The organism is Bradyrhizobium sp. USDA 4369, assembly GCF_054056435.1.
In genome coordinates this window covers 7,932,395-7,948,212 of sequence record NZ_JBSRYH010000001.1, presented here as the reverse complement: position 1 = coordinate 7,948,212, position 15,818 = coordinate 7,932,395, and the positions used below count along the sequence as shown (strand labels likewise).

At 64.6% G+C, this 15,818-nt stretch carries 15 protein-coding genes; 9 read left to right on the top strand and 6 right to left on the bottom strand.

Features of this window, described 5'->3' with window-relative positions; genetic code table 11:
• The first annotated feature begins 38 nt into the window (after positions 1-38).
• Together ACVIJ6_RS36035 and ACVIJ6_RS36030 are read left to right on the top strand one after the other, a co-directional pair.
• On the top strand, positions 39-857 hold the full coding sequence (locus ACVIJ6_RS36035; protein ID WP_456776637.1) for an NAD-dependent epimerase/dehydratase family protein: 819 nt from the start codon (positions 39-41) through the stop codon (positions 855-857).
• 102 nt (positions 858-959) lie between these two features.
• Positions 960-2,666 (top strand): IlvD/Edd family dehydratase, encoded by a 1,707-nt coding sequence (locus ACVIJ6_RS36030; RefSeq protein ID WP_456776636.1) that lies wholly within the window; start codon positions 960-962, stop codon positions 2,664-2,666.
• A gap of 8 nt (positions 2,667-2,674) precedes the next feature.
• On the opposite strand, the gene ACVIJ6_RS36025 is transcribed toward ACVIJ6_RS36030, so the two are convergent.
• On the bottom strand, positions 2,675-3,460 hold the full coding sequence (locus ACVIJ6_RS36025; protein WP_456776635.1) for an enoyl-CoA hydratase/isomerase family protein: 786 nt from the start codon (positions 3,458-3,460) through the stop codon (positions 2,675-2,677).
• A 113-nt stretch (positions 3,461-3,573) separates the two neighbouring features.
• Between ACVIJ6_RS36025 and ACVIJ6_RS36020 the strand changes: the two genes are divergently transcribed.
• Positions 3,574-4,809, top strand: coding sequence for an NAD(P)/FAD-dependent oxidoreductase (locus ACVIJ6_RS36020; protein ID WP_456776634.1), 1,236 nt, complete (start codon positions 3,574-3,576; stop codon positions 4,807-4,809).
• Here ACVIJ6_RS36020 and rbsK read toward each other — a convergent pair.
• Together rbsK and ACVIJ6_RS36010 are read right to left on the bottom strand one after the other, a co-directional pair.
• Positions 4,806-5,714, bottom strand: a complete 909-nt coding sequence (rbsK, locus tag ACVIJ6_RS36015; RefSeq protein ID WP_456776633.1) for a ribokinase — start codon at positions 5,712-5,714, stop codon at positions 4,806-4,808. The two genes, ACVIJ6_RS36020 and rbsK, sit on opposite strands and share 4 nt — an antisense overlap.
• A 29-nt stretch (positions 5,715-5,743) precedes the next feature.
• On the bottom strand, positions 5,744-6,637 hold the full coding sequence (locus ACVIJ6_RS36010) for a sugar kinase (protein ID WP_456776632.1): 894 nt from the start codon (positions 6,635-6,637) through the stop codon (positions 5,744-5,746).
• A gap of 205 nt (positions 6,638-6,842) precedes the next feature.
• On the opposite strand from ACVIJ6_RS36010, the gene ACVIJ6_RS36005 reads away from it, so the two are divergent.
• The 4 genes from ACVIJ6_RS36005 (at position 6,843) to ACVIJ6_RS35990 (ending at position 11,588) form a co-directional block, all read left to right on the top strand.
• Complete coding sequence (locus ACVIJ6_RS36005) at positions 6,843-8,102, top strand: Glu/Leu/Phe/Val family dehydrogenase (protein ID WP_456776631.1); 1,260 nt, start codon at positions 6,843-6,845, stop codon at positions 8,100-8,102.
• Positions 8,099-8,947 (top strand): VOC family protein, encoded by an 849-nt coding sequence (locus tag ACVIJ6_RS36000; RefSeq protein WP_456776630.1) that lies wholly within the window; start codon positions 8,099-8,101, stop codon positions 8,945-8,947. The genes ACVIJ6_RS36005 and ACVIJ6_RS36000 overlap by 4 nt, the downstream gene beginning before the upstream one ends.
• A gap of 306 nt (positions 8,948-9,253) precedes the next feature.
• Positions 9,254-10,201 (top strand): NAD(P)H-binding protein, encoded by a 948-nt coding sequence (locus tag ACVIJ6_RS35995; RefSeq protein ID WP_456776629.1) that lies wholly within the window; start codon positions 9,254-9,256, stop codon positions 10,199-10,201.
• A gap of 694 nt (positions 10,202-10,895) precedes the next feature.
• Entirely contained in the window at positions 10,896-11,588 is a 693-nt protein-coding gene (locus ACVIJ6_RS35990; protein WP_456776628.1) for a hypothetical protein, read from the top strand.
• Between the two features lie 31 nt (positions 11,589-11,619).
• On the opposite strand, the gene ACVIJ6_RS35985 is transcribed toward ACVIJ6_RS35990, so the two are convergent.
• From ACVIJ6_RS35985 to ACVIJ6_RS35975, 3 genes are all read right to left on the bottom strand, one after another.
• Positions 11,620-11,994, bottom strand: coding sequence for a helix-turn-helix domain-containing protein (locus ACVIJ6_RS35985; RefSeq protein WP_456776627.1), 375 nt, complete (start codon positions 11,992-11,994; stop codon positions 11,620-11,622).
• 9 nt (positions 11,995-12,003) lie between these two features.
• Positions 12,004-12,243, bottom strand: coding sequence for a type II toxin-antitoxin system RelE family toxin (locus tag ACVIJ6_RS35980; RefSeq protein WP_456777158.1), 240 nt, complete (start codon positions 12,241-12,243; stop codon positions 12,004-12,006).
• A gap of 165 nt (positions 12,244-12,408) precedes the next feature.
• A complete protein-coding gene (locus ACVIJ6_RS35975; protein ID WP_456776626.1) occupies positions 12,409-13,629 on the bottom strand; it encodes a cytochrome P450 in 1,221 nt (406 codons plus the stop codon).
• 280 nt (positions 13,630-13,909) lie between these two features.
• On the opposite strand from ACVIJ6_RS35975, the gene ACVIJ6_RS35970 reads away from it, so the two are divergent.
• Positions 13,910-14,596, top strand: a complete 687-nt coding sequence (locus tag ACVIJ6_RS35970; RefSeq protein ID WP_456777157.1) for a TetR/AcrR family transcriptional regulator — start codon at positions 13,910-13,912, stop codon at positions 14,594-14,596.
• A 1-nt stretch (position 14,597) separates the two neighbouring features.
• The gene (locus tag ACVIJ6_RS35965; RefSeq protein WP_456776625.1) at positions 14,598-15,788 is read left to right on the top strand and encodes an efflux RND transporter periplasmic adaptor subunit; all 1,191 of its coding nucleotides are present in this window, start codon (positions 14,598-14,600) and stop codon (positions 15,786-15,788) included.
• Positions 15,789-15,818 lie beyond the last annotated feature (30 nt).

Below are 15,818 nucleotides of genomic sequence, written 5' to 3'. Positions count from 1 at the left end.
CACGGCCGCAAACCTGCGGGCCGAAAACGAGGGATGAAATGCCACGTATCTTGATGACCGGTGCGAGCGGTGGAATCGGCAGCTCCTTGCGGAAGCTGCTGCCTCCGATCTATCCGGACCTTTTGCTCAGCGACCTCCGGCCGCCGGCCGACCTCTCCAGCCAGGAAACCTTCAAGGCGGCCGATCTTGCCGACCTCGCGCAGGTCGAGGCGTTGTGCGAGGGCGTCGATGGCATCATCCATTTCGGTGGCTACTCGGTCGAAGGCCCGTGGAACGACATACTGCAGGCCAATATTATCGGCGGTTACAACCTGTTCGAGGCTGCCCGCCGCAAGGGCGTCAAGCGCGTGGTGTTCGCGTCGTCGAACCACGCCGTTGGCTTCTATCCGCGGCATCGCAAGATCGACAACGACGTGCAGCCGCGCCCCGACGGCCGCTATGGCGTCAGCAAGGTGTTCGGCGAGGCGCTCGGTTCGCTCTATGCCGACAAGCACGGGTTGAAGGTGACCTGCATCCGTATCGGCAATTTCGGCGACAAGCCGCTCGACAAGCGCCGGCTGTCGATCTGGCTGAAGCCGGACGATCTGGTCCAGCTTTGCCGCATCGGGCTCGAGCATCCGGATATTCATTTCGAAGTGCTCTATGGCGCCTCGCTGAATGAGCGCGCTTGGTGGGACAATCAGCGCGCCTATGATCTCGGCTACCGCCCGACCGGCCGTGCCGAGGATTTCCGCGAACATGCCCTTGCCGAGCAGGCCAAGCTGCCCGCCGATCCGATCGGCGACTATTTCCAGGGCGGCGCGTTCTGCACCACCGAGTTCGATGGCGACACCAGCCGGATCATCGATTGGGGTTGATCCTCGCTTGCCGTTCCGGGGCAGCCGCGCCCCGGAATGGCTCCTACGACCAAGAACAATACGACCAAGAACAACAAGAACCGACAACGACACGAGACTGACATGACCGACGGCCTGCGCAAGGGACTGACCGCTTACGGCGACGCCGGCTTCTCGCTGTTCCTGCGCAAGGCCTTCATCAAGGCGGCCGGCTATTCCGACGACGCGCTCGATCGTCCTATCGTCGGCATCACCAACACCTATAGCGACTACAATCCCTGCCACGGCAACGTGCCGCAGATCCTGGAGGCGGTGAAGCGCGGCGTGATGCTGTCCGGCGCAATGCCGTTCGTGTTTCCGACCATCTCGATCGCCGAGAGTTTTGCGCACCCGACCTCGATGTATCTGCGCAACCTGATGGCGATGGAAACCGAGGAGATGATCCGCGCGCAGCCGATGGATGCAGTCGTGGTCATTGGCGGCTGCGACAAGACCTTGCCGGCGCAGATCATGGCGGCGGTGTCGGCCGATCTGCCCACGGTCGTCATTCCGGTGGGCCCCATGGTGGTCGGGCATCACAAGGGCGAGGTGCTCGGCGCCTGCACCGACTGCCGGCGTCTTTGGGCCAAGTATCGCGCTGGCGAGATGGATGACAGCGAGATCGAGGCGGTCAACGGCCGGCTGGCGCCGTCGGTCGGCACCTGCATGGTGATGGGCACGGCCTCGACCATGGCCTGCATCACCGAGGCACTCGGTCTGTCCTTGCCGATGAGCGCAACGATCCCGGCGCCCCATGCCGAGCGTTTCCGATCGGCCGAAGCGAGCGGCCGGGTCGCGGCTGAACTGGCCAAGGCCAAGGGGCCGAAGCCGAGCGAGTTGTTGACGCCGGCGGCCTTCAAGAATGCGCAGGTGGTGCTGCAAGCCATCGGCGGCTCCACCAACGGTCTGGTGCACCTGACCGCGATCGCCGGCCGGACCCCCCACAAGATCGACCTCGATGCGTTCGACCGCATCGGCCGCGAGGTGCCGGTGCTGGTCGATCTCAAGCCGTCCGGCGAGCATTACATGGAGCACTTCCACCACGCTGGCGGTGTGCCGAAGCTGATGAAGCAGCTTGGCGATCTCATCGATCTCGATTGCCGGTCGATCACGGGCCAGTCGCTGCGCGAGATCGTCGCCGCCGCCGAGGATGTGCCAGGGCAGGACGTGATCCGCGCGCGCGACGACGCGATCAAGCCGGAGGGCGGGCTCGCGGTGCTGCGCGGCAATCTCGCGCCGCGCGGCGCCGTCATCAAGCATTCCGCGGCGAGCCCAAAGCTGCTGCAACATACGGGGCGCGCCATCGTGTTCGAGTCGGTCGAGGACATGACGAGGCGGGTCGATGATCCCGATCTCGACGTCTCCGCCGATGACGTCCTGGTGCTGCGCAATGCGGGGCCCAAGGGCGCGCCCGGCATGCCGGAGGCCGGCTATCTGCCGATCCCGAAGAAGCTCGCACGCGGCGGCACCAAGGACATGGTGCGCATCTCCGATGCGCGCATGAGCGGCACCGCCTTCGGCACCATCGTGCTGCATATCACGCCGGAATCCGCCGTCGGCGGCCCGCTGGCGCTGGTGCAGACCGGCGACATGATCCGGCTCGATGTCGAAAGGCGCAGCATCGACCTGCTGGTCGATGACGCCGAGCTCGATCGGCGTCGGGCGGCGCTCACGCCTGCGACGACGCCGGACTGGGCGGAGCGCGGCTATGCGCATCTGTTTCATGAAACGATCCTGCAAGCCGACGACGGCTGCGATTTCGACTTCATGCGCCGGAAAGGGAGGGGGTGAGTGCAGTTCTACCTTCCTTTGCTGGTGAACCGCTTCACGGCGGCGCGGAATTCGTCGGTGTGCATGCAATTAACGATGGCGTCGCGTTCTGCGGCGAGCTGGTCTTCGACCGAGCTGGTCGGCGCGCGATGGATCAGCGCCTTGGTGGCTGCGATGCCGGCCGGCATGTTCTGCGCCAGACGTTGCGCAAGCGCCTCGGTGGCCGCGGCCAGCTCGGATGCCGGGACGACCTTGGCGACGAGCCCCCATTCATAGGCTTGCGCAGCTGTGAAGCTGTCCTCGGCCAGGAAGATCTGCAGCGCCCGCCTTACGCCTGCCGTCGCGACGACGCCGAGCGTGCCGCCGCCGTCGGGCGAGACGCCGAGCTTGGCATAAGCGGGGGTGAAGCGCGCTTCATCGGCGGCGATACACAGATCGGCGGCAAAAGCGAGCGACATCCCGGCGCCCGCGGCGGAGCCGTGCACGCTCGCCAGCACGATCTTGGGCATGCGGCGCAGGCTCGCGATGAAGGCGTGGTAGTGATGCAGCAGCTCGCTCACCACCGGCGTGATGGTGTCGGCCTCGGCCGCGGCGCCGATCGTCTGCAGGTCGCCACCGGCACAGAAGGCGCGGCCCTCGCCCTTCAGGACCAGCACCCGGATAGACGGATCAGCCTCGACCTGCGCCGCAAGCTGCTCCAGGCGCTGCGCGATGGCGAGGTTGATGGCGTTGAACGCCGCCGGCCGATCGAGTGTGATGGTCGCGATCGCGCCATTGATGCTGAAGCGGGCAGGTTCCGCTACTGCGTCCGACATTCATTCCTCCCGGGTATGGCTGGTGTTGCCGCATTTAAACCGTAGGCCGGGAACGGTGACAATGCCGGGGAAGTCTGCGACAACCCGGTTCCGTCGGCAGGGACGATGACAGAATGGGGCAGGGTACAGTGACGAACGGACCGGTTGTGATCGTGGGCGCGGGGCATGCGGGCTTCCAGCTCGCGACCTCGCTGCGTCAGGCAGGCTTTGCCGATCCGATACATCTGATTAACGACGAGCCGCATCTGCCGTACCAGCGCCCACCGCTGTCCAAGGCCTATCTCAAGGGCACTGGCGGTCCCGAGACCCTGATGTTCCGGCCACAGAAATTCTATGCCGACCAGACCATCGACCTGGTCTATGATCGCGTCGTTTCGGTACACCGCGACCAGCGCAAGGCGCTGCTCGCGTCGGGCAAGGCATTGGACTATGGGCACCTGGTGTTCGCGACCGGGGCGCGCAATCGCCTGCTCGACATTCCCAATGCCAATCTTCCCGCAGTGCGTTACCTGCGCATCCTCGACGACAGCGAGGCGCTGCGCGGTCTGCTCGGCGAGGCCAAGCGGGTGGTCGTCATCGGCGCCGGCTTCATCGGCCTCGAATTCGCGGCGACCGCGCGCATCAAGGGCCTCGAGGTCGATGTGCTCGAGCTCGGGGCGCGGGTGATGGCGCGGGCGGTGACGGCCGAGATTTCCGACTATTTCCAGAAGCAGCATGCTGAAGCCGGCGTGCGCATCCATCTCGGCGTGCAGGCCACCAGCATCGAGGCCGACGGCAACAAGGTCACCGGCGTCAGCCTGAGCGACGGCCGGCATATTCCGGCCGATCTGGTTGTGGTCGGCGTCGGCGTGCTGCCGAATATTGAGCTCGCCGCCGACGCGGGACTGCCCGTCGCCTCGGGCATCGTGGTCGACGAGTGCCTGCTGACCAGCGATCCGCACATCTCGGCGATCGGCGACTGTGCGCTGTTCGCCAGCCCGCGCTTTGGCGGTACGTTGCGGCTGGAGTCGGTGCAGAACGCGACCGATCATGCCCGCTGCGTGGCCGCGCGGCTGACGGGCGACGTCAAGCCGTATGACGGCCAGCCGTGGTTCTGGAGCGATCAAGGCAGCGACAAGCTGCAGATCGCGGGGCTCACCACGGGCTATGACCAGGTCGTGCTGCGCGGGGATCCGGCGCAAAAGGCATTCTCCGCATTCTGCTACAAAGAAGGTAGGCTGGTCGGCATCGAATCCGTCAACCGCGCCGGCGACCACATGTTCGGCCGCAAGCTGCTCGCGGCAGGCGGCACGGTGGACGCGGCCAAGGCCGCCGATCCCAGCTTCGACCTGAAGAGCGCTCTCGCCTAGAGCAGCGCGCGGACCTCCTCTGCGGTCGGCATCGACGGGCCGGCGCCCATCCGCTGCACCGAGATCGAGGCCGCGATGTTGGCGTAGCCGATCGCATCGGCAATCGGCGCGCCCTGCGAGAGCCGCGCGGCCAGCGCGCCGACGAAACAGTCGCCGGCGCCGGTGGTGTCGACGGCCGTCACGGCGCGGCCCTCGACCAGCCTGGCTTTGCCGCCCGTGACGGCCACCGCGCCGCGCGCGCCGAGCGTCACGCAGATCGTCTGATCGTCGCGCGGTTCCAGCGCGCGAACCGCGTCGCTCACCTGCGGCAGCGTGGGCGTGTCGCCGAGCTCGATGCCGGTCAGAAAACCAAGCTCTGTCTCGTTGAGCACCAGCATGTCGATCAGCGCGAACAGCGCGGTATCGAACCTGCTCGCCGGGGCCGGATTGAGGATCGTGGTCGCGCCGGCGGCCTTCGCGCTCCGAAAGAACGCGACGATCGTCGCTTGCGGAATCTCGAACTGGCTGACCGCCACGTCGCCCGCGGTCAAGGCGACCTGCGCGACATCATCAGCGGAGACCTCGGCATTGGCGCCCGGGATCACCACGATCGTGTTGTCGGCCTTCGCCAGCGTGATGAGCGCCGTTCCGGTCGCCGCGCCAGCGCTGTCCTTCACCGCGGTGAGATCGATGCCCTGGCTGGCGAGAAACGCGCGCAACTGCTCGCCGAAGGCGTCACGGCCGAGCCGGCCGATCAGTGATGTCGGCGCGCCGAGCTTGGCGGCTGACACCGCCTGGTTGGCGCCCTTGCCGCCGGGAAAATACATCACTGACTGGCCGGCGACGGTCTCACCGATGCGGGGATGCCGCTCGGCTGTCGCCACCACATCCATGTTGATGCTGCCGGCGACGACGACGCGCCCCATCGGTGTTCTCCCTTGTATCTGATCAGCCGCTAGACGCGTGCCTCGAATTCCTGCCTGACAAGCTCGATATCGGCGAGCGTCGGCAGGCCGGCCTCGTTGCCCAGCTTCTGGATCTTGAACGTCGAGGCCGCGCGGGCGAACTCGAAATGCTCCTTCCAGCCCTTCGCCGGATTGGCCAGATACGAATACACATAGGCGCCGTGGAACACGTCGCCGGCGCCGTTGGTGTCGATCACGCGCTCGCGCGGAATCGGGTAGGCCGGCAACGTATGCACCGCGCCGACCTCATCATACCACAACAGGCCCTTCTCGCCCTGGGTCACGCCGCCGATGCGGCAGCCGCGGCTCTTGAGGTAGTCGAGCATCTTCTCCGGCGTGAGGTCCATCTGCTCGCACAGCCGCTCGGCCACGATCGCGACGTCGATATATTCGAGCAGCTCGTGGGTGTTGGTGCGCAGGCCGCCGCCGTCGAGCGAGGTCAGAATGCCGGCCTCGCGGCACAGTTTGGCGTAATGGATGGCGGCATCGGGTTGGTGACCATCGACATGCAGCGCCCGGCAATTGCCGAGATTGAGCAGCGGGAAAGGGTGGATATGGGCATCGTCGCGGCAGCGCACGATGGCGCGCTTGCCGTCCTTCGGCATGATGAAGGACAGCGACGAGGCATTGACCTTCCGTGGATGTACGGAGATTCCGTATTTCGCCGTCATGTCCTGGAACATCCGCCCGAGCCAGTCATTCGCAACGGTGGCGATCAGGTCCGGCACGATCCCTAGTTTGGCGCAGCAAAATGCCGCAGTGACTGCATTGCCGCCGAACGACACGGCGTAGTCGGAGGCGACGTGCTTCTCGTCTCCGGTCGGCATGTGGTCGGTGATGAACGTAACGTCGATGTAGGTCTGTCCGATAAAAAGGGCCTGCATTGCCATTTCTGTCTCACTAAGGGGTGATCGCGGCCCCGGCGCCGCAGATTAGCAAGCGGTTAAGGCGGATCAACGCTGAAATTCTTCGTCAAATCGTCACCATGGTGGTTGAGATCACCTCCTTGCAACCGCCGGCCCCCTGCCGCCGGCAGCCGGGTCGCGCTATGGTTGCCGGCCTGCAGGAGCGCAGATTCGGGAGTGGAAGATGACTGTCTATGCGGGTCCGGTCTTCGAGATGGCCGCCAATCAGTTCAACGTGATCGCCGATCACCTTGGCATCCCAGCCGACGAGCGCGACCGACTGTTGCTCCCCAAGCGCGCGATCACCGTCTCGTGTCCGATCCACAAGGACGATGGCACCATTGCGGTCTATGAGGGCTACCGCGTCCAGCATCTGCTGACCATGGGGCCGACCAAGGGCGGCACGCGCTTTGCCCCGACCGTCGACATCGGCGAGGTCGCGGCGCTCGCGATCTGGATGAGCTGGAAATGCGCACTGGTCGGCCTGCCTTATGGCGGCGCCAAGGGCGGCGTGACCGTCGATCTGTCCAAGCTGTCGCGGCGCGAGCTCGAATCGCTGTCGCGCCGTTACATGCAGGAGATGATCCCGTTCGTCGGCCCGCGCACCGACGTGATGGCGCCCGACATGGGCACCAATGAGCAGGTGATGGCCTGGTTCATGGATACATATTCGATGTACCAGGGCCAGACCGTCACCGAGATCGTCACCGGCAAGCCGGTATTCTCCGGCGGCACGCTCGGCCGCCGCGAGGCGACCGGTCGTGGCGTCGCCCACGTCTCGCGCCGGGTGATGGATGTGCTCGGCATCGATCCCGCCAAGTCCACCGTGGTCGTGCAGGGCTTTGGCAATGTCGGCTCCTATGCCGCGCTCGGCTTCCACCAGATGGGCATGAAGGTGATTGCGGTCAGCGATCATACCGGGGCACTCCACGATGCCAGGGGCCTCGATATTCCCGCGCTGATGGCGCATGCAAGCAAGCACGGCAGCATCGCCGGCTTCTCCACCGAGCTCGCCTTCGACCCGAAGGAGATCCTGACGCTTGCCTGCGACATCCTGGTGCCGGCGGCGGTCGAGCGGGTCATTGATGCCAAGGTCGCGGCCAACCTGAAATGCCGGATCATCGCGGAGGCCGCCAACGGCCCGACCACGCCGGATGCCGACCGCGTCCTCGACCAGCGCCGCAAGGAGATCTTCCTCATTCCCGACATTCTCTGCAATTCCGGCGGCGTCATCGTCAGCTATTTCGAATGGGTGCAGGATCTGCAGCAACTGTTCTGGGAAGAAGAAGAGGTGATGCGGCGTGAGTACCAGATCCTCGACCGCGCCTTCGAGCGGATGGTGACGCGGGCCAAGGCCGACGACATCTCGCACCGGACCGCGGCGATGGCGATCGGCGTCGAGAAGGTGCGCAACGCCAAGAACACGCGAGGGCTGTTTCCGTGATCACCGGCCTCGACCACGTCGTCGTCCTGCTCGAGGACATCCAGGCCGGCAGCGCCGCGTTCGAGACGCTGCTGGCGCGCAAGCCGTCCTGGCAGAATTCGGGCGAGGGCGCCGACCGCGTGCTGTTCACGCTCGACAATATGAGTTTGGAGCTGATGGCGCCGGCGGGGCAGAGCCCCGCCGCCGACCGTATCCGCAATGTCATCAAGATCTGGGGCGAGGGGCTCGCCAGCATCTGCTTCGCCACCAATGACATCGGCAAGATGCATCGGCGCCTGGAGCGCGTGGCGCTGAAGCCGGACCCGATCGCCGAGGTCGACAACACCGACCGTGTCTCGGGCCAGACGCTGCACTGGAAGCGCACGCGCGCGATGACCGATCTGACGCGTGGCGTACGCATGTTCTTCCTCGAGCTCGCCGGGCCGCGACCGATGTCGGAGAAGACCGCCGATTCCGCCGTGCTCGGTCTCGACCACATCGTGGTTTCGACCGAGGACCCCGAGCGGGCCGCTGCGCTCTACGGCGCGCGGCTCGGCCTCGACATGGCGCTCGACCGCAGCCATCAGGAATGGGGCCAGCTGATGTTCTTCCGCTGCGGCGACCTCATCGTCGAGGTCGTCAAGCGCCCCGTGGCCGGCAACGACAAGGCCAACGACAAGCTGTGGGGCCTGAGCTGGCGCGTGGCGGACATCGAGGCGACGAGGGCGCGCCTGCTCGCCGCCGGCCTGCAGGTCTCCGAGCCGCGCGCCGGCCGCAAGCCGGGCACCCGCGTCATGAGCCTCTACAGCGGCACCTGCGGCATCCACACGCTGATTTTGGAGAAGACCGCGCGCGGGGTGGAGTGAGGTCGTCGTGCGGCGTTTGCCCCCGTCTGGAGCTGACGCTCGGACGGCTACATAGGAAGATCCAAGCTTGTGCCCAGATCTCTCCACCCCGTCATGGCCGGGCTTGTCCCGGCCATCCACGTCGCACCGCGCACGCTGAACCACGTGGATGCCCGGGACAAGCCCGGGCATGACGAGGACCAAATTGGCAGTCCCAAAGTCGCGAAAGTTCAGGCCGTGATATAGATCGGGACAGTTGTCAGAGCTACGCTCGATCCGATGAATTTTCCCTCCGCATCTCGCCCGCATGGTCCTTGCCGCGTTTTCATGCTTGGCGCGACCGGAACCATTGGCCGTGCCACCGTGCGGGCGCTTGTCGTGCGCGGGCATGAGGTGATTTGCTTCGTGCGTCCGCGCAGGGATGCCATGACGATCCCGGGCGCCACCGTCAGGACCGGCGACGTCACCGACCCCGTCTCGCTGGCGCGCGACGGCTTTCGCGGTGAGCATTTCGACGCCGTGGTGTCCTGCATGGCGTCGCGGACGGGCGTGCCCGCGGATGCCCAGGCGATCGACTACCAGGCCCATGTGAATGTGCTGGACGCGGCACGCCATGCAGGCGTCGCGCACTTCGTGCTGCTGTCCGCGATCTGCGTGCAGAAGCCGCTGCTGGCGTTCCAGAAGGCCAAGCTGGCGTTCGAGGCGCGGCTGATCGCGCAGGGGCAGGCGCTGATCTATTCGATCGTCCGGCCCACCGCGTTCTTCAAATCGCTGTCGGGGCAGGTGGCGCGGATGACGCAGGGCCGGCCGTTTCTTGTCTTTGGCGATGGCCGCCTGACGGCGTGCAAGCCGATCAGCGACGCCGACCTCGGCGATTACCTGGCCGGCTGCCTCGATGATGAGAGCCGCTGGAACCGTGTGCTGCCGATCGGCGGCCCCGGTCCCGCGATCACGCCGCTCGAGCAGGGCGCGCACCTGTTCGCGCTGCTCGGACGCAAACCGCGGTTCCGTCATGTCCCGGTGGCGCTGCTCGATTGCATCATCGGCGGGCTCGATGTCGCCAAGCATGTCTTGCCGTCGTTCGCCGACAAGGCCGAGCTCGCCCGCATCGGCCGCTACTACGCCACCGAATCCATGCTGGTGCTCGACCCCGTCACCGGCCGCTACGACGCCGATGCGACGCCGTCGACGGGAACGGACACGCTGTTCGACTACTACGCAAAGCTGATCCGCGGCGAGGCCACGGCCGAGCGCGGCGACCATGCGGTGTTCTGAGCCCATCTCTCTCCGCGTCATTGCGAGGAGCGCAAGCGACGAAGCAATCCAGAGTCGCGTGCGCGGCCCTGGATTGCTTCGCTTCGCTCACAATGACGGTGGTTAGGCTTGTGATAACGGTGGTGAAGCCCGCAATCACGGTGATGAGACATGTGTTCGCCATCTCGCGGCGCGTTTCGCGTCCGAGCCTTGCTGATTTGCCTGCCCTCTTTGGGAAGAGGGCACGGGGAATGCCGGGCGCTGGCCGCACCCATGGCCCGCCTGCGGAAAAAAATGCAGGCGGCAGGTACCACAGGTTCAGCCGAGAGCAACCCGGCATTCCCCGCGCAATGGTTTTAACGGCTGCTCCGCGTTCTCCCCGGTGCGCCGGGCTTTCTGGCCACCGTGCGCGCAATGCGCTTCTCGCGCATCACGCGGGACACCAGCATCGGGGTGCCAGGACCACGCGACTTGACCGTGCGCATCGATGCCGTTCGTCGGCGCAGGATCTCCTACGCTGCAGCACCAACACGCCCACCGCATCCCGCACCCGACGTTCGTGACGACCGCGAAGCGCCCCTCTTGTGGGGCGGGACGGCGAGAGCAAATCATGAATTCTGATAAGGCGAAATAGAAATATTTGGCGGGATGAGTTGGATGTGAGTATCTGTCTGAGCCGGCTGACGAAATCAGTTTTTCAACGCGGGCGAGTCCGATGGAGGCGTTTGTGAAGGGCCGGCCGATCGTGCATTCTGCGTCGAACGTAGCGCGGGTGAGCCAGCCGTCGATCGGTCGAGTGACGAGACGGGGTGAGTTCGAAGGCGAAGGAGTGGTGATGCTCGATTTCTGCTCGGATGATGTCTTGAAGAGGCTTCTGCACGGACAGTGCATTTCCGACCAATCGCCATGGTCCTCCAATGATAAAGAGGAGATCGTTCGTTTCTACAAGGCGATATGTGAAGATCTGTGCCGTGAGTTTGTCTTCTCGTCGGAGATCGAGTGGGAGGACTATGGTTCGGGATACGCGTCCTACATCGATGCGTGGTTCTATCGGGACAATGATCAGTTCAAAGTTTCTTCGAGTCCCGAATGTCGTCAATACACTGGTCTTTTCGTTCTATTCAGCCGGCTGTCGCCCTATTTCGTGGTCGGCGAAGGCATCAAATCATGGAACATCAACGGCGGCGCGAGGAGCTACCTGCCGTCGTTCGAGATGGTTGACCATTTCACTTATCAGCCCGTGGCTGATCTATTTGGAGAATTGGAGCCGCGCCTTATCCAAAGGGGCCTTGTTCGGCTGTGGAAAGATGATCTCGGGCAGCTACTGCCGGAGAACATTCGAGTACCGACGATACTATGTGATCCGCCGTATCGTGCATTCGATGCATTGTTTCACTGGGAAGACTAAGGGCGGATTAGCGGCACGTCCGTTCTGATCGTCAAATCAGATCGTCGACCTTGATCCGCAGGGCCTCCGCAATTTTCTTTAGGGTTGAGGCCGTGCCAGGCTTCTGTCCGGCTTCGATTTCGGAAAGAAAGCCTTGGGCCACGCCTGCGGCTTTCGCCAAGGCTGCCTGCGTCATGCCCCGCTTCTTGCGCCAGAAGGCGAGAGGCGTCTTGGCTCTCAGTAACTCCTTGATCTCGGCGTGGCTCAGAAGCTCCTCCTTGCCGGCCTCGATCTCAAGCCGTGATCGCTCCGCGATCGCGCTATCGCGCAGATCCTCAGCGGCCTCGACCAGGCGCTCGTACTCGGTCACAGACATCAGGATCATGTCCTCGCCATTCGGCGACTTGATCTTCTGCACCTTGTTCATGGTCGCCTCTCAATCGTAGATGCCGCCGCGTGGTCCGATATCGTGAATGGTGATCGTGTCTTCCGTCTCGGAGAACACGACCCGAAAATCTCCGACCCGTAAGCGATAGTCGGATCGTCCCCTGAGCTTCTTGATGTTGTTCGCTTGCGCTTCGGGTGTCGCCGCATACTGCTCGATTTTTGTCAGAATCAGATCGGTCCGGTTTGCATGCTCGCGAAGGGTGCGCCTCGCAGCAGCAGTGTAAACGATCGTCTTGATCTGAGCGATATCTCAATTTGAGATATTTGACAAGCTGATCTCGTGGGCACGATCGATCAGGGCGGGCGATTTCGACCGCAAGCGTATCGCAAACATCTATTTCTAGAAGGCGGATAAAGCCGGGAGAAGCGGCAGCTTCCGCGGATCGTGCGTGGATCACATCCCAGCCACGCACGGCACGCTCGCAAACCCCCGAAACCGCACGCGCCCGCCACGCACCGGCTCGCCGACGAGCTGATAGTTCGGAAATCGCGCCAGAAAGCGCGAGATCGCGATGGCGCCTTCGAGCCGCGCCAGCGCCATTCCGGCGCATTGATGTGCGCCGGTGCCGAAGGCGAGGTGGCGGTTGGCGAGGCGGCCGATGTCGAAGCGCTCGGGGTCTTCGAACTGCGCGGGATCGCGGTTGGCGGCGCCGATGCACAGCGTGACCGAGGTGCCGGCCTCCAGCCTGACCCCGCCGAGCTCGACCGTCTCGGTGGTCATGCGGTTGCCGAGCTGGTTCGAGCTCTCGTAGCGGAGGATCTCCTCGACGGCGGTGCGGATCAGGCCGGGGGCGTCGATCAACCTCTGCCGCTCGGCAGGATGCTCGCAGAGCAGCACGAGGCCGTTGCCGATCAGGTTGGTCGTGGTTTCGTGGCCGGCATTGAGCAGGAAGATGCAGTTGTGCAAGAGCTCCTTCTCGCCCAGGCGCTCACCATCCGCCTCGCCCAGGATCAGCCGCGTCAGAACGTCGCGCTCGGGATTGCCGGGCGCGGCGCGGCGGCGCGCCACGAGCCCTTCGAGATAGGCGAGAAACGCCTTCACGGCGCGATTGCCGCGCGACAGCTGCGCCTCCGACAACACCGGCTCCAGCGCGCCCAGAATGGCCAGCGACCAGTCGCGCAGCGGGGCGCGCTCCTCGTGCGGGACGCCGAGCAGATTGCCGATCACCTCGATCGGAATCGCGGCGGCAAAATCCTCGATCAGCTCGCACCGGTCCTTCGCGGCCATCCGGTCCAAGAGCCCGTCGACCAGCGCGATCAAAGCGGGCTCCATCTCGGCGATCGCCCGCGGCGACAGCGCGCCCATGATCAGGCGGCGCACGCGCGTATGCGCCGGCGGATCGTTGAAGACGAGACTCGTGGTGTGATGCTCGTACAGCAGCGATGCGCCGTATTTGGGCGCGAATTCGCGCGTCTTGTCCGAGGAGAACGTCTTGGTTGCCTTGTAGGCTGTCACCAGATCGTCGTAACGGGTGAGGACATAGGAGCCGTTGCGCAGGCGCTTGACCGGCGCATGTTGCCGCAGCGCGCGATAGGTGGGGTAGGGATCGGCATAGAAGGCGGGCGTCAGGCTCTCCAGATCGAAATCGGCGGCGAGCGCAGCGGCGTCATTCATCGATGGCCCTCCCGGCCGGTTCTTGCTTTTGTCGCTGCGACCGTCGCACGGTCCGCGACAGAAGAAAACGCGCGGCGCGGCGGTCTGCACAGCCGGGCTTGGCTGGCCTCGCAGGCCTTGCCGCACAACCGCCTTGTTTAAAGGTATATTATTGCCTTCGGTGGCGCCGTGATATGTCTTGAGATGTCAGGGACTTGGCCCAGGGTTGCTGCTGCGTTGCGGTAGGTTTCTTGACATAGATCAAGTGAGTATTTACTCACGCGAGATGTCCACTCTGCGCATGACCAGCGACCTGCGGCGGCAGTTGATCCTTGGCGCGGCGAAGCGTTGCTTCGCGCGGCATGGCTATGCCGGCACCACGACGAAGAGCGTCGCCGCGGCTGCCGCGATCTCGGAAGCCTTGCTGTTCAAGCACTTCTCGTCGAAGGCTGCGCTCTATGCGGAGATCCTGGCCGAAGAGTGCGAGGCCGATCCCGATTTCGAGCTGCTGCTGGGACAGGAGCCTTCGACGGCCACGCTGGTCAAGCTGATGGCCGGCATGGTCCGCCACTTTCTCAGCACGGCCGACGGCGCCAATGAGGAAGAGGAACAGCGGCTGCGGCTGATGATCACCAGCCATCTCGACGATGGCGAATTCGCCAGGCTGCTGTATACGAAAATCGATGATCTGATCGGCGCGAAGTTCGCTGACTCACTGGACAGCGCCGTGGCGTCAGGTGAGGCGATACGACTTGCGGCTGCACCGCGCGATCTGTTCTGGTTCGCGCATCACACTGTGTTGACGGCGGCGTTGACGCGGCTTCCATCGACCCCGTGTCTGTCTTATGGAACCGCAGCAAGCCTGGAGCGCCAGCTCAGTGAGTTCATCCTGCGTGGCATCGGACTGACCGACGCCGCGATTGCGTGCTATCTCGACCACGAATTGTCGCAACCTCCGGCTCGGCCGGCGACGGCAGAAAGTGCATGACATGAACATCGCGACGGAACCCAAGCTCTCTGGCAAGCCGATCGACGACAAGCCGCGCAAGCGCACCCGCCCGGTGCTCTGGTTCACCATCGTCGCCATCCTGCTCGCGGCGCTGGTCGGCGGCTTCGTGTGGTTCAACATGTTCCGCGACAAGATGATCGCGCAGTTCTTCGCGAACATGAAGCCGCCGCCGCTCAATGTCAGCATGGCAACGGCGACCGCGGAGGTTGTCCCGAACCTGCTGACCGCCGTCGGCGATCTCGCCGCCGTGCATCAGGTCAATGTGACCTCGGATGCCTCGGGCCGCATCACCGACATCATGTTCACGCCGGGCACCACCGTGAAGCAGGGCACCCCGCTGGTGCAGCTTTATGATGCGCCGGAGCAGGGCGACCTCGCCAATTTCAAGGCCCAGGTGACCGTGGCGCAGCTGTCGCTCGATCGCGCCAAGCAGCTCGCCTCGCGCCAGTTCGGACCACAGGCGACCGTCGATCAGGCTCAGGCCGCCTATGACCAGGCGCAGGCCGGCATCGCCAAGACCGAGGCGCTGATCGCGCAGAAGCTGGTGCGCGCGCCGTTCGATGGCGACCTCGGCGTCCGCAAGGTCGAGGTCGGCCAATATCTCAGCGCCGGCACCCAGATCGTGTCGCTGACCGATCTGTCGGAGCTGTGGGTCAACTTCACGGTGACCGAAAAGGACAGCGGTCAGTTGAAGGTCGGCCAGATCGTGCGCGTCGGCGTCGATGCTTATCCGGGCAAGGTGTTCGAGGGCAAGATCACCACCATCGAGCCGCAGATCGCGACCGACACGCGCAACATCCGGGTGCAGGCGACGATCGCGAATCCGGATCACATCCTCAAGCCCGGCATGTTCGCGACCACCACCGTGGTACTGCCGGACAAGCCGCCGGTGCTGACGGTTCCGGAGACGGCGGTCGATTATACGCTCTATGGCGACTCGGTCTTCGTGATCAACGAGAAGAAGACCGACGACGGCAAGACCACGCTGACGGCCGATCGGACCTATGTGCAGACCGGCGACCGCATCAACGGTCGCGCCGTGATCCTGAAGGGGCTCAAGGAAGGTGACCGCGTGGTTGCCGTCGGCCAGCTCAAGATCCAGTCCGGTGCCGCGGTCGCGATCTCGACCGATCCGCCGCCGCCGGTGCCCGCCAAGCCGCCGCGCTATTGATCGAACCAAATGCCCGCCGAGGCCGCTGTG

What these genes read in the sequence shown, in the direction of transcription:
- rbsK (WP_456776633.1), bottom strand. Translation starts at nt 5,714, where the DNA reads ATGGGGCGCGTCGTCGTCGCCGGCAGCATCAACATGGATGTGGTGGCG.
- ACVIJ6_RS36020 (WP_456776634.1), top strand. Translation starts at nt 3,574, where the DNA reads ATGGGGCAGGGTACAGTGACGAACGGACCGGTTGTGATCGTGGGCGCG.
- ACVIJ6_RS35975 (WP_456776626.1), bottom strand. Translation starts at nt 13,629, where the DNA reads ATGAATGACGCCGCTGCGCTCGCCGCCGATTTCGATCTGGAGAGCCTG.
- ACVIJ6_RS36030 (WP_456776636.1), top strand. Translation starts at nt 960, where the DNA reads ATGACCGACGGCCTGCGCAAGGGACTGACCGCTTACGGCGACGCCGGC.
- ACVIJ6_RS35970 (WP_456777157.1), top strand. Translation starts at nt 13,910, where the DNA reads ATGACCAGCGACCTGCGGCGGCAGTTGATCCTTGGCGCGGCGAAGCGT.
- ACVIJ6_RS36035 (WP_456776637.1), top strand. Translation starts at nt 39, where the DNA reads ATGCCACGTATCTTGATGACCGGTGCGAGCGGTGGAATCGGCAGCTCC.
- ACVIJ6_RS35995 (WP_456776629.1), top strand. Translation starts at nt 9,254, where the DNA reads ATGCTTGGCGCGACCGGAACCATTGGCCGTGCCACCGTGCGGGCGCTT.
- ACVIJ6_RS35990 (WP_456776628.1), top strand. Translation starts at nt 10,896, where the DNA reads ATGGAGGCGTTTGTGAAGGGCCGGCCGATCGTGCATTCTGCGTCGAAC.
- ACVIJ6_RS35985 (WP_456776627.1), bottom strand. Translation starts at nt 11,994, where the DNA reads ATGAACAAGGTGCAGAAGATCAAGTCGCCGAATGGCGAGGACATGATC.
- ACVIJ6_RS35965 (WP_456776625.1), top strand. Translation starts at nt 14,598, where the DNA reads ATGAACATCGCGACGGAACCCAAGCTCTCTGGCAAGCCGATCGACGAC.
- ACVIJ6_RS36025 (WP_456776635.1), bottom strand. Translation starts at nt 3,460, where the DNA reads ATGTCGGACGCAGTAGCGGAACCTGCCCGCTTCAGCATCAATGGCGCG.
- ACVIJ6_RS36010 (WP_456776632.1), bottom strand. Translation starts at nt 6,637, where the DNA reads ATGCAGGCCCTTTTTATCGGACAGACCTACATCGACGTTACGTTCATC.
- ACVIJ6_RS36005 (WP_456776631.1), top strand. Translation starts at nt 6,843, where the DNA reads ATGACTGTCTATGCGGGTCCGGTCTTCGAGATGGCCGCCAATCAGTTC.